Below are 11,327 nucleotides of genomic sequence, written 5' to 3'. Positions count from 1 at the left end.
ACGTGGACGTCACCGCTCCCGGCGGGTCGATCGTCGGCGTCAACGCCAACTACGGCGACACCGCGGCCCTGCGCGAGGTCCGCATCCACGGCGACACCAAGAAGAAGATCAAGCCGTGCGTCCGGTTCACCGGAAACAACACGGGCAAGGAGCCGACCGAGACCGGCACCGGCCCCGACGGCGTGACCTGCCGTTACACGGGCTCCGACCTCTCGTACGACTGACGGGTCCGGGGCCCCGACGGCAGCGGCCGTCGGGGCCCCCGGGTCTGGTACTGCAACGGCCTTTGCCGCCGCGTCGATGAACTGATCGCCTCCCCGCCGCGGCAGAAGTGGCGGCGCCGTTCGTGCGGGACCGGGGCCCACGGGCCGCGGGTCTATGACTGGGCCCGGGCCGAGCACCGCCCTGGCACCGGCCCGACCGCCGGCACTGGGTCCTGGTCCGTCGCAGCGGTCGGGTGTTTCAGGAGCGACCACCTATGAAACGACCTCAGTCGTCTCTTCGAGCAGCGGGGGTCATCGCCACCGATTCGCGCCCGTGACTTGCCCGGCGGCTGGTGTGTGGCACGTTTCGCTCGTTTTCCGGTGCCACCCCGACTACGTCGGCCAGGCGCGCGAGGAGCCCTTGCGGGCCGCGACGATGGCCGCGGGCGCAGCCACAGAGGCGAGTACGCCGCACAGAACGGCGAGGGTCGGGTAGCTGGCGAAGGCGACGACGATGCCGGATGCCAGGCCGCCGACAGCGCCCGCGATGGCGATGGCGACATCGACCAGTCCCTGGACCTTGGCGCGGGTGGCCAGGGGCGTGCTGTTGGTGACGATCGCGGTGCCGGTGACCAAGCCGAAGCTCCAGCCGACGCCGAGCAGGACGAGGGCGAGGGTGAGCAGGGTGAAGGAGTGGCCGGGCGCGAGGGCGGCGACCACTCCCGCCGCGAGCAGCGTGCCGGCCGTCACCACGCTCATCGCAGTGGCGCCGAATCGGTCGACGAGGCGGCCGGCCAGGGGCGACGGCAGGTACATGGAACCCGTGTGCAGGGCGATGACCAGGCCGGATGCGGCGGTGCCGAAGCCGTGGGCGTGCATGTGGATGGGGGTCATGGTCATCACGGCGACCATGACGAGCTGACTGAGGACGAGGACCACGACGCCGACGAGCAGCCCGGGCCCGGACCGGGAGGGGGAATCCGCGGCTGCGCCCTCGGCCGGGGTCGCGGGCAGGGTGCGGGCGAGCAGCAGCGGGTCGGGCCGTAGCCATACGAGGAGGGTGAGTGCGGTCAGCGTGAACGCGACCGTGGAGAGGAGGAACAGGCCGGTCAGCTCGGGCAGTCGGAGGGCGGTCGCGAAGTGCCCGGCGGGGGTGGCGAGCAGTGGTCCGGCGATGCCGCCGGCGGTGGTGGCGACGATGACGGTGGAGGTGGCGCGGGCGCGCTGATGCGGTGCGGCGAGATCGGCTCCCGCGTATCGGGCCTGGAGGTTGGACGTGGTGCCGGCGCCGTACAGGAACAGGGAGACGAACAGCAGCGCGGGGCTGCCGAGTGCGGCCGCGACGACGACACCGGTACCGCCGAGGGCGCCGGTGAGGTATCCGGCGGCCAGTCCGGGGCGGCGGCCGAGGCGCTGGGAGACGCGTCCGATGACGACGGCGGCGACGGCGGAGCCCGCGGTGAGCAGGGCGATGGGCAGGCCGGTCAGCGAGGTGTTGTGGAGCATCTGCCCGGCCAGTAGCCCGGCGACGGTGACCCCGGCGGCGAGGCCGACACCGCTGAGGATCTGGGAGACGAGCAGCACGGTCAGGGTGCGCTTCTGCACCGCGGATATGGAGGGAGTGGAGGTGGGCGGGGTGCGGGTAGGGGAGAGGGGCAGGTGGGCCATGGGGTCCGTGCTTTCGGGCTGCCGGGAGGTCGGGGTGGCGGCTACCGGGCGGGGCGGTCGGTGGTCGTCAGGCGGCGGTCAGGGGCGCGCGGGACGCCTCGGCGGGTCCTCCCGGGGGCGGGCCGCCTGGAGAGCGCGGGCGAACTCGTCGGTGACGCGGGCCAGTTGCCGCTCGTCGTCGTGGTCGAGGCCATCGCGCCGTCCGGAGTGGTCGCCCAGGGCCGGTCCAGGACGAACCGGCCCTGGGCGACCTGGGCGCCGAGCGCGGTGAGGACCGGGCGCAGGGTGTGGTCGAGGGCGAGGACGTGGGCCGGGCTGCCGCCGGTGGCCAGGGGAAGCACCGGTTTCCCGGCGAACGCGTGCTGGGGCAGCAGGTCGAGGAAGGTCTTGAGCAGGCCGGAATAGGCGGCCTTGTGGATGGGGGTGGCCACGACGAGGGCGTCGGCCTCGGCCACCAGGCTCACGGCGCGGGCGAACGACGCGTCGTGGGTGTCCGCGGTGAGCAGCGGTGCCGCGGGCAGGTCGCGCAGGGCGAGTACGTGGGTCCGGTGGCCGAGGGCCCGCAGGCCCGCGGCGGTGTGCTCGGCCAGCAGGGCGGTACGGGACGTACGGGAGGGGCTGCCGGACAGGGCGAGGACGGTGGCCACGGGAACTCCTCGAAAACTCCTGAGGATCAGCGGGACTTGGCGGTGAAGGGTGATCGGCGTCGACGGACTGGGTCCCGCTCGTCCCGCGTCAGTGCGGGCTGTCGGGCATGCCGTAGGCGTCGGCGATCAGCTCGGTGGAGCGCAGCCGGGCCTGGACGGAGTGGCCGACGCTGCCGATCATGAGCTCGTCGGCGCCGGAGTCCCGCTGGACCTGGTTCAGGTGGGCGGTGACCTGCTCGGGGGTGCCGTGCGGGACGTGGGTCAGCCAGCTGTCGACGGCCTGGCGCTCCTGGGCGTCGTAGGTGTAGGCGTCCACTTCCTCGGGGGACGGCAGCAGGTAGGACTTGCGCTGGAACATGCGGAGCATGGCGTGCGCGAGGGTGCCGGCCTGTCGGCGGGCCTGACGCTCGTCGTCGGATGCCGCGACGGTGAAGCTGACCAGCGCGTACGGCTCGGCCAGGGCCTCGGACGGAGTGAACCGTTCGCGGTACAGACGCAGGGCGGCCACGACATCGCGCGGGTTGAAGTGCGCGGCGAAGGCGAACGGCAGGCCGAGCCGGGCGGCGAGCTGCGCCGAGTAGCCGGACGAGCCGAGCAGCCACACCGGCAGGCGGCCGATGGGCGGAGTGACGCCGTTGAGCCGGTCCTGGGCGGGACCCGGTACGGCGTACACGCGGTCGGCGTAGGGGTGCTCGGCGGGGAAGTCGTCGCCGAGGAAGTGCAGCAGTTCCAGGACCTGTTGGGGGAAGTCCTCGGCGCCGCTCGCGCCGCGGCGCAGGGCGTCGGCCGTGGCGTGATCGGTGCCCGGGGCGCGGCCGAGACCCAGGTCGATGCGGCCGGGGGCGAGGGCGTTAAGCATGCCGAACTGTTCGGCGACGACCAGCGGCGGATGGTTGGGCAGCATGATCCCGCCCGCACCGAGCCGCAGCCTGCTGGTCTCCGCGGTGAGCCGGGACAGCAGGACGGGCGGGCTGGAGGTGGAGACGCCGGGCATGGCGTGGTGCTCGTTCATCCAATAGCGGGTGAAGCCGCGCCGGTCGGCGAGCCGGGCGAGTTCGATGCTGCCGGCCAGCGCCTCCGCGGCGGTCTGGCCGGTGCCGGTCATGGCGGAGTCCAGTACGGACAAAGGGGCGGGGGCGGAGCCGTGGCGGGTGCCGCGAAACGGGTCGGTCATGGTGGTGCGGTCCTTCGGTGGTGTGGGAGGCGAGGGTGGGGCGGGGCTGGGCGCCGACCGACAGCCGCGGCGGGTCTCTGTCGGCCGGCGCCCGGCCGTGTCCGGCGTACGGGCCCGACGCAAATGGGTCAGCCGCGGACGCCGAAGTCGACGCGGTCGGCGAGACCGGCGGCGGCAAAGGCGGCGACGAGCTCGTCGCGGCCCTCGGTGAAGTGGGCCCAGCTGTCGTAATGGACGGGGACCACGCGGCCGGCGTCGAGGAGCTTCGCGGCCTGGGCGGCCTGGGCGCTGTCCAGGACGATCAGCCCGCCGTCGAAGACCTCGGGGAAGCGGGGCGCTCCGGCGAAGAGCAGGGCCGTGTCCACCGGGGCGAAGCGCTCGGCGATCTCCCTGACCGCGTCGAGAGAGGCGTTGTCGCCGCTGACGTAGACGGTGGGCAGATCCTCGCCTGTCAGAACGAACCCGACGACCTCGCCGCATATCGGCTCGACCTCCTCGCGCTTGCCGGGGCCGTGGATGGCGGGCACGCCGGTCACGGTGACCGTGCCGGGCCCGCCGTCCCGGCGCTCGAGCTCGACCGACTGCCAGTCGGCAAGGCCGGTGGCGGCCTCCCCGAGACGCTCCCCACCGCCGGGGGTGGTGAGCGTCAGCGGGACGTCGGCGAGCAGGGCCCGGCCGGAGGTGTCGAGGTTGTCGGCGTGCTCGTCGTGCGAGAGCAGGACCACGTCGACGCGACCCAGATCGGCCGGGCTGCCGTCGGCCGCCGCCGTCTTGGTCAGCACGACGGCAGGCGCCTGGTGGTCGCCGGGTCCGTCGAAGGTCGGGTCGGTGACGAAGCGCAGGCCGCCGTACTCGAAGAGGGCAGTCGGGCCACCGAAGACCCGGACGGGGAACGGGGCGGTCTGTGGGTTCGGGGAAGACACGAAAGAAGTTCCTCACGGATAGATTGCGTGTTAACCGTGAGTCGACTGTAGGTGTGCCTCACGGATGAATGCAACCCGTACCGTGAGAACCATGGGAGAGTTCGTCGTGGAGGCAGCCATCGACGAAGCCGTCCTGCCGTCGGCACCGGGCGAGGCGGGGCACCTCGCCCTGGCCCTGGCCAACAGCGCCGTCGCACTGCCCGGTGGGCACACGGCCGACCTCCTGGGCACCCCGGCGCAGGCCGAGCAGTGGCTGGCGCGGCGCGGCCTCGCCCCGGTCGGCGCCGGCTTGGCGGAGGTGTGCGCGACACGGCTGCGCTCGTTGCGTGAACAGGTCAGGTCGCTACTGGCCTCTCGTGTCGCCGACCAGCCCGCCCTGCCCGCCGCCGTCACGGCGATCAACGGCGCGATGACCCGCGTCCCCACCGCATCCCTGCTGCTCTGGGGCGAGCAGACCGGCCCCTACCGCGCCACACCCCACCCCACCGCCGCGATCGTCGAGCACGCCCTGGCGGTCATCGCCGCTGACGCCGCCGACCTGCTCACCTCCCCCGACGCCACCCGCCTAACCGCTTGCGCCTCCCCTCCATGCAACCGCTTCCTGCTCAAGCACGGCCGCCGCCAGTGGTGCTCCACCCGCTGCGGCGACCGCGCCCGCGCCGCCTGCGCCTACGCCCGCCGCACCGCGATGGAGTGACGACGCCACACCGCCGGCCCGACAGGACACGACAGCACCCGCCCCGGCGCAGCCGGGCTGGGCGGCGGCTGGCCTTGTCGTCGGTGGTGGTCACGGTCATGCCGACCTCGGCGCGGGCCGGGCTGGTGAGCGGGTCGATGTCGCGGGTGTCGAGGGGTGACTTGATCAGGTTGCGGACCGGCCCCGGGTACTCGACCGCGTTCTTCTTCACGTACGCCGTAGTCGCCCCACTCCTTCTTCGCGACCGCTTCGTTCCTGCTGACCTCACCGTCCGCGGCCGAGACGCCGGGTTCCTGTGCTGTCCGAGGGGCGGCAGACCGCAGGTCACCGAACCCATAGGCATGGAACAATAATCCATGGAAGTTGCTTCCATGGAATGTAAATGATTTGCTGGGCGCCGGGCCGGCCCGGAGCGGGCCAACCCCCGCCGTGTTCCCGAGAGTCCCCTCTGCAGGGCAATGGTCACCGTATGGATTTAGCCTGCCTCGGAGAGTCACATCTTCCTCGTACCACCGTTCCCCCGGCCGGGAGGTTCCTCGATGTCCGGCGCCGGCGCCAACCGCGAAAAGATCCCTGTGCATGTCTACGGCGGCCCAACCGCCCTGATCGAGTACGGCGGACTCGGCTTCGTCGCCGACCCGACCTTCGACCCGCCCGGCGAGCACCCCATGCCCCTCCCGGGCGACCACAAGCTGGTCAAGACCGACATGACCCCGACCGAACCCCCGGAGCCACGATGACCACTGCCAACCTCGACCTGGCCCGCGCCTACTTCCAGGCCGTGCAGACCGGAGACATGGCCGCCCTCGGCGGCCTCCTCGACGAGCGGATCGTCTGGCACCAGCCCGGCACCAACCAGTTCTCCGGCGACCACAGGGGCCAGGGCGCCGTCTTCCGGATGCTCGGCAGCATGATGGAGGCCAGCCAGGGCACCTTCGCCATCGACAAGGTCCACTCACTCATGGGCAACGGCGATCTGGTCGCCGCCCACATCCACTTCACCGGCCGCCGTGACGACGCGTCCATGAGCATGGACGGCGTGGACCTCCTGCGCGTCCAGAACGGCAAGATCACCGAGATGTGGCTCTTCTCCGGCGATCAGAGCGCCGAAGACGCCTTCTGGGGCCGCTGAAACCCGAGTGTGCCCCGAGGCCGACCCGGCCGCGGGGCGCACGACGGCCACAGGCACTGCTCTCCATCAGCGTGAAAGCCATCGCATGCGGGAGATGACCGACGAGCAGTGGCGGGCGTTCGTCACGCACGGTACCCGCACCGGCAAGCTGTCGACCGTCCGGGCCGACGGCAGCCCGCACGTCACCCCGGTCTGGTTCCTCCTCGACGGCGACGACACCGTGCTCACCACCGAGAAGGACGGCGTCAAAGGCCGCAACCTCGCCCGCGACGGACGCTTCGCCCTCTGCGTCGACGACGACCGCCCCCCCGTACGCGTTCGTCATCCTCCAAGGACGCGCCTCCGAGAACCCCGACGAGATGGTGCACTGGGGCGGCCTCCTCGGCGCCCGCTACATGGGCGAAGACCGCACCCCGGGAGTACGCCGCCCGCAACGGCGGCCCCGGCAGCCTCCTCGCCCGCGCCCGCATCGACAAAGTCATCGCCTTCGACGGCATCGCCGACTGAACGACAACGGGCGGCTGGTGCGGGCGGTGACGATGGTTCACCGCCCCGCACCAGCCGCCCGTCGTCGCCCCCAAGGCACCCTGGCTCACGAGGCCGACCGACCGGGCTGCTTCGGCGCCCGCATCGCCGGCACCGGCGTCTGACCCGCGGCCTTCCGCTCCGCGTCCAGGGCCCGTCCGGCCGCCCGCAGCGTGCTGAGAACCGCGGTCACCTCCTGAACGGACTGCTCAGGAATCACCGACCCGATCCGCAACTCCAACTCGTCCTCGAACACCTTCACCGCCCCGCCCACCAGCCGCCGCCCCTCGGCCGTCAGCTCGACGATCGACGAACGCCGGTCGTTCGGATTCGCGCGACGCTCACACAGGCCCGCCGCCTCCAGCCGGTCGACCACCTTGCTCGTCCCGCCCACCGTGATCGAGAACTCCTCGGCGATGTCCTGGATCCGACGCCCCGGCCGGCGCAACAGCAGATGCAACACCTCGAACGACGTCAGCGGCAGGTCGTACTCCGCCCGCAACCGCCCCTCGATGCCGTTCCACAGCTCGATCTCCAGAGAGACCAGCTCCCGGTACAGCAGCTTCAGATCAGCCATCATTCACTTCCGAAGAACTATCTTCCATGGAAGATCTAGTGTAGGTGGCGCCCACGGCCGGACAACGACATGGATGGCGGAGCCCGCCCGCGCGGTCGATCTCCTCGCGTAGGCGCAGCTGGGGGGTGACGCAGAGTAGGCCGATGCCGTCGACGGTGATGTCCGAGGCAGGGGTCTCGGGCGTCGGAGACGGCGGTTCCGTGGCGGTGGTCGTGCATGTGGACCGGCGTCGTCGTCATGATCGCGACCATGGCGAGCTGGGTGAGGATCATGAGCAGGGCGCGCAACTGCCGGTTGTGCGCGGTCAGTTGATCGACAGCTCGGACGAGGTGCTCGATGTCGGTCCGCAGCTGTGCCAGTTCGTGGCGTCCTCGGCGCGGAGTTCCTTCAGCTTGACGATTGGCTGGCGCAGGCGGATCTCGGAGTCTGGCGTCTGCCCGCGCGCCCTGACCGGCGCGTAGAAGTCGTTCTTGAGGTCCAAGTGGCGCTGGGCGGGAGCGTTGCGGGCCGTGGCCGCGCTCTCCATACACCGCGCGCCGGCAGTCTTTTCGGCATGCTCACGCCCAACTTCGACTACGCCCCGGGCACGGTGAAGCCGCCGACCCTCCCGTAACTCCCGCGCACTACCGGAAGGCCAGGCAGACGCCCGGCACGCGCCACGGCTCGTGGCTGTTCGGGCAGTCACTCTTCCGCTCCCACCGATCCGTTCGGCGGGAGCGGCCGGTGCGGAGGCCGCCAGCACGGCGCTCAGGGACAGAGGCCGGCCACCGCGCCCGCCGGATGGAGGCGGGCACCGGTAGGTGCCCGCTGTCGAAGTGCAGCAGGTGATGTCGCGCATCGGTGCCCCACGGCCGCGCGCGGTGCGAGGGGGCGCAGGGGCGGGTGCCACGTTATGACGTACGTTGGCGCTGATCCGCTGTCTCGTGCGTGACCGGGCGCGTCTGGCGACAGTCGACCAGCCCGTGGAACGGCTTGGCCGAACGGAAAGCCGTGACGTCGTCCTGGCAGGTTGTCAGGTCGAGTTCGTGCACGTGGCGGTGGGGGGCGAGCCACCTGCACAGGGATCTTTCCGGTCCTGTTCCTGGAGGACGAGGAATCCTACTGCCTGTCTTCGGGTGGTGAGCCGGGACGGGACACCTCCATCCGCTGGGCGGGGTCCTCGACGGGAGGCCGGGCGCGCCTCGTGGTCGGCCCGTCAGCTCGTCCAGGTTGTCGCGCTCGATCTGCCGTTGCGCGGCCTTCTCCAGGTACGCGGACACACCCCGCTTGCCGACCCGCTCACGGATCGCTCGCAGGGTGAATGAGCGCCGCTTCTGGCCGCCGGACGGCGTGCCGGCCGTCCGGCTCCCCCGATGTGCCCCTGCGTCAGCAGTCTGGGATCCGGACGCGGCAGATCAGAGCTGGAACTCGGCGGGAGACACTCCCAGCACTGTGCAGGCATCCCGGATGATCATTTGCTCGGCCTGGGAGAAGTCGCCGTCGGCCCCGGCGATGACGATGCCGGTTTGGATCACCGCCCTCGCCTCGGTCGGCTTTTTGGCGGTCTTGGCGATGTCCTGCATCGCCTCGGCCTTGCCCTGCTGGAAGTTGTGGGTCAGCTGGTCCACATGCTTGTTGAAGCGCTGGCGCAACTGTTCCGGCGGGAAGTTCTGCAGCACCTCATTGCTGAGGATCATCGACTCGACGTGCTGTCGCTCGGCCGGGTCCACATGCCCGTCCGCGGCAGCGACCAGTGCGCACATCGCCATGCTCGCGTCCCGGTACGCACCGCTCTTCAGCTCGGTCTTGAGGGAGCCGAGCTGCGTCTTCAGTGTGCTTACCAGCTGGGCGCGTTGACCACCGCCGGACCCTGCGCCGCGGCTCGGCCCGTGGGTCGCACCGCCCCCGCGCTCGGCTTGCTGCAGATTCTTGGCCTGGTCCTTGAGCCGGTCCCACATAGCCATTGATGTCCCTCGGTATTCCTCTGAGTCAGCGGTCGCGAATTCCGCTCGCGCGTTCACCGGACCAACGGATGCCTCCAAGCAAAGGTTCCGCAAAATGCACAGACCCTTGCAGGCTTCAAGGCAGTAAGGCGCCGGGCGGGGGAAGCCTGGCAGGCAAGGAGCACTGCCGTTTCCTGTGAAGCGCCGCCAGGTCCACCCCGTCGAGAGCTTGAGCGTGATCGATGCGGAGCTGCCGTGCGTGTGGTGATCGCCGAGGACAGCAGCTGCGGGAGGGGCTGGTCCTGCTGCTCGCCTCGGCGGGTCACGAGGTCGTGGCCGCCGTAGGTACCGCGCCCGAGATCCTGCCCGCCCACCGCCCGAACGTGGCCGTGTCGGATCTCCGAATGCCGCTCGGGTTCTGCGACGAGGGACTGCGTGCGGCGCTCAGGAAAGAATGATATCTGCGCTCGCGAGGGGAGAGTTTGACGGACCATGCAGTGAGAGTTATTGCAGCAACGAACAGAGTGGATTTCTTCGACGTACGCAGGCCGTTGCGGCATGCTACTGTCGATCTCAGTTGCAGTTGTGGTTCCCAAAACTTCAAGTGCCCTCACTCGGCTACTGCTGGTGGGAGCGCTCTTGTATTTCCGGTCATTTTCCGGGCGGGGTAATCATCGCGGCGACACGGCGTCCGCGCAGTGCGGATACCGATGTACTGCCCCAAAGGAGATATGGCATGAGTACTGGTACCGTGAAGTGGTTCAACGCGGAAAAGGGCTTCGGCTTCATCGAGCAGGACGGTGGCGGCGCTGACGTGTTCGCCCACTACTCGAACATCGCCGCCCAGGGCTTCCGTGAGCTGCTCGAAGGTCAGAAGGTGAACTTCGACATCGCGCAGGGCCAGAAGGGCCCGACCGCCGAGAACATCGTTCCGGCCTGACGCTGACGCATCTTGTAGCTGGGGCCCGCATCCTTCGGGGTGCGGGCCCCAGCTGCATGCGTTTCCCGCATCGGTTTCCCCTGCGGGACGACTCCGGGGATCCGCAGCCTCACCTCGCGCGGCTCCTCCGTCTGGATGCAGAAGCATCCTGACGAGCCGCACCACGGTCGACGCCCGGATGTTACGTCCCATCACGTCACCCATTTCAGCATCTGCGCCCGCGTGTATTTTCACCGGCCGGATTGCTTTCTGTTATCACCGGTCCATACTTGTGGTTCCCTGTGCCGCTCATCGCTGCGGGAATTCCTTGATATGCGCCACATCGAGGAAGGTTCCGCATGAACCGCACACGCAATAACGACCGATCCGCCCGCACCCGTCACGGCAGTGCCGACGCCGGAAAGGGCGGCAGCCGTTTCGGTTCGCCGACGCCGCGCCGTTCCGGCGGGCCGGCCGGGCGGAGGTCGTCGTCGCCACCCCGGGGCGGCTCAAGGACCTCATCGAGCGCGGCGACTGCCGGCTCCGGCGGCTACGGCCGTCGGCCCGCCGCGGTGCAGGGCGAGTTCACGCTCCCCCGGACGATCACCCCCGCGCTGCCCGCCGTCCAGGCGTTCGCCGATCTCGACATGCCCGCGCAGATGCTGGCCGCGCTCGTCGCCGAGGGCGTGACCGTGCCGTTCCCCATCCAGGGTGCGACCCTGCCGAACAGTCTGGCCGGTCGTGACGTCATGGGCCGCGGCCGCACCGGCTCCGGCAAGACGCTGGCCTTCGGACTGGCGCTGCTGGCCCGTACCGCCGGACAGCGCGCCGAGCCCCGGCAGCCACTCGCCCTGGTCCTCGTCCCCACGCGTGAGCTGGCGCAACAGGTGACCGACGCGCTCACTCCGTACGCCCGCGCCGTCAGGCTGCGAGTGACCAC

Annotated in this window: 11 protein-coding genes and 5 pseudogenes; 10 read left to right on the top strand and 6 right to left on the bottom strand. The window is 70.5% G+C overall.

Annotation, left to right across the window (positions count from 1 at the left end):
• A pseudogene (locus tag ABZY12_RS33830) lies at nt 1-224 on the top strand (pectate lyase); the annotation flags it as partial.
• A 96-nt stretch (nt 225-320) separates the two neighbouring features.
• Nucleotides 321-451: pseudogene (locus ABZY12_RS33825) on the top strand (IS701 family transposase); the annotation flags it as partial.
• 145 nt (nt 452-596) lie between these two features.
• Here the strand turns inward: ABZY12_RS33825 and ABZY12_RS33820 are convergent.
• The 4 genes from ABZY12_RS33820 to ABZY12_RS33805 form a co-directional block, all read right to left on the bottom strand.
• Entirely contained in the window at nt 597-1,871 is a 1,275-nt protein-coding gene (locus ABZY12_RS33820) for an MFS transporter (RefSeq protein WP_356897211.1), read from the bottom strand.
• 41 nt (nt 1,872-1,912) lie between these two features.
• The gene (ssuE, locus tag ABZY12_RS33815) at nt 1,913-2,518 is read right to left on the bottom strand and encodes an NADPH-dependent FMN reductase (protein ID WP_356897209.1); all 606 of its coding nucleotides are present in this window, start codon (nt 2,516-2,518) and stop codon (nt 1,913-1,915) included.
• 88 nt (nt 2,519-2,606) lie between these two features.
• Nucleotides 2,607-3,692 (bottom strand): LLM class flavin-dependent oxidoreductase, encoded by a 1,086-nt coding sequence (locus tag ABZY12_RS33810; protein ID WP_356897207.1) that lies wholly within the window; start codon nt 3,690-3,692, stop codon nt 2,607-2,609.
• A 128-nt stretch (nt 3,693-3,820) separates the two neighbouring features.
• A complete protein-coding gene (locus tag ABZY12_RS33805) occupies nt 3,821-4,615 on the bottom strand; it encodes an MBL fold metallo-hydrolase (RefSeq protein WP_356897205.1) in 795 nt (264 codons plus the stop codon).
• 91 nt (nt 4,616-4,706) lie between these two features.
• On the opposite strand from ABZY12_RS33805, the gene ABZY12_RS33800 reads away from it, so the two are divergent.
• From ABZY12_RS33800 to ABZY12_RS33785, 4 genes and pseudogenes are all read left to right on the top strand, one after another.
• Entirely contained in the window at nt 4,707-5,312 is a 606-nt protein-coding gene (locus ABZY12_RS33800; protein ID WP_356897203.1) for a CGNR zinc finger domain-containing protein, read from the top strand.
• A gap of 539 nt (nt 5,313-5,851) precedes the next feature.
• Nucleotides 5,852-5,986, top strand: a pseudogene (locus ABZY12_RS33795) (MBL fold metallo-hydrolase); the annotation flags it as partial.
• A gap of 62 nt (nt 5,987-6,048) precedes the next feature.
• Nucleotides 6,049-6,444: a nuclear transport factor 2 family protein gene (locus ABZY12_RS33790; RefSeq protein WP_356897201.1), complete on the top strand. Its 396-nt coding sequence runs from the start codon at nt 6,049-6,051 to the stop codon at nt 6,442-6,444.
• Between the two features lie 85 nt (nt 6,445-6,529).
• Nucleotides 6,530-6,951, top strand: a pseudogene (locus ABZY12_RS33785) (PPOX class F420-dependent oxidoreductase).
• A gap of 85 nt (nt 6,952-7,036) precedes the next feature.
• On the opposite strand, the gene ABZY12_RS33780 reads toward ABZY12_RS33785, so the two are convergent.
• Nucleotides 7,037-7,546, bottom strand: coding sequence for a MarR family transcriptional regulator (locus ABZY12_RS33780; RefSeq protein WP_356897199.1), 510 nt, complete (start codon nt 7,544-7,546; stop codon nt 7,037-7,039).
• A 143-nt stretch (nt 7,547-7,689) separates the two neighbouring features.
• Here ABZY12_RS33780 and ABZY12_RS33775 point away from each other — a divergent pair, with 143 nt between their 5' ends.
• Nucleotides 7,690-8,007 carry a hypothetical protein gene (locus ABZY12_RS33775; RefSeq protein ID WP_356897197.1) on the top strand — a complete coding sequence of 106 codons (318 nt, stop codon included), beginning with the start codon at nt 7,690-7,692 and terminating at the stop codon, nt 8,005-8,007.
• A 933-nt stretch (nt 8,008-8,940) separates the two neighbouring features.
• Here the strand turns inward: ABZY12_RS33775 and ABZY12_RS33770 are convergent.
• Nucleotides 8,941-9,489: a tellurite resistance TerB family protein gene (locus ABZY12_RS33770; RefSeq protein WP_356897195.1), complete on the bottom strand. Its 549-nt coding sequence runs from the start codon at nt 9,487-9,489 to the stop codon at nt 8,941-8,943.
• A gap of 234 nt (nt 9,490-9,723) precedes the next feature.
• On the opposite strand from ABZY12_RS33770, the pseudogene ABZY12_RS33765 reads away from it, so the two are divergent.
• The 3 genes and pseudogenes from ABZY12_RS33765 to ABZY12_RS33755 all read left to right on the top strand — a co-directional run.
• Nucleotides 9,724-9,914 (top strand): annotated as a pseudogene (locus ABZY12_RS33765) (DNA-binding response regulator); the annotation flags it as partial.
• A 290-nt stretch (nt 9,915-10,204) separates the two neighbouring features.
• Nucleotides 10,205-10,408 carry a cold-shock protein gene (locus tag ABZY12_RS33760; RefSeq protein WP_356897193.1) on the top strand — a complete coding sequence of 68 codons (204 nt, stop codon included), beginning with the start codon at nt 10,205-10,207 and terminating at the stop codon, nt 10,406-10,408.
• Nucleotides 10,409-10,746: 338 nt separating this feature from the next.
• Nucleotides 10,747-11,327, top strand: a 581-nt coding sequence (locus tag ABZY12_RS33755) for a DEAD/DEAH box helicase (RefSeq protein WP_356897191.1), incomplete at its 3' end; no start/stop codon positions are given.

This window comes from Streptomyces sp. NPDC006551 (genome assembly GCF_040611675.1).
In the GTDB taxonomy this organism is placed as follows: Bacteria; Actinomycetota; Actinomycetes; order Streptomycetales; family Streptomycetaceae; genus Streptomyces.
Note: the sequence above shows the minus strand (reverse complement) of the source record. Positions and strands in the feature narration are given on the sequence as shown.

Excerpts from the sequence above, each read along its gene's own strand:
- ABZY12_RS33770 (WP_356897195.1), bottom strand. The coding sequence starts at position 9,489 with ATGGCTATGTGGGACCGGCTCAAGGACCAGGCCAAGAATCTGCAGCAA.
- ABZY12_RS33760 (WP_356897193.1), top strand. The coding sequence starts at position 10,205 with ATGAGTACTGGTACCGTGAAGTGGTTCAACGCGGAAAAGGGCTTCGGC.
- ABZY12_RS33810 (WP_356897207.1), bottom strand. The coding sequence starts at position 3,692 with ATGACCGACCCGTTTCGCGGCACCCGCCACGGCTCCGCCCCCGCCCCT.
- ABZY12_RS33775 (WP_356897197.1), top strand. The coding sequence starts at position 7,690 with ATGCCGTCGACGGTGATGTCCGAGGCAGGGGTCTCGGGCGTCGGAGAC.
- ABZY12_RS33800 (WP_356897203.1), top strand. The coding sequence starts at position 4,707 with ATGGGAGAGTTCGTCGTGGAGGCAGCCATCGACGAAGCCGTCCTGCCG.
- ABZY12_RS33780 (WP_356897199.1), bottom strand. The coding sequence starts at position 7,546 with ATGGCTGATCTGAAGCTGCTGTACCGGGAGCTGGTCTCTCTGGAGATC.
- ABZY12_RS33790 (WP_356897201.1), top strand. The coding sequence starts at position 6,049 with ATGACCACTGCCAACCTCGACCTGGCCCGCGCCTACTTCCAGGCCGTG.
- ABZY12_RS33820 (WP_356897211.1), bottom strand. The coding sequence starts at position 1,871 with ATGGCCCACCTGCCCCTCTCCCCTACCCGCACCCCGCCCACCTCCACT.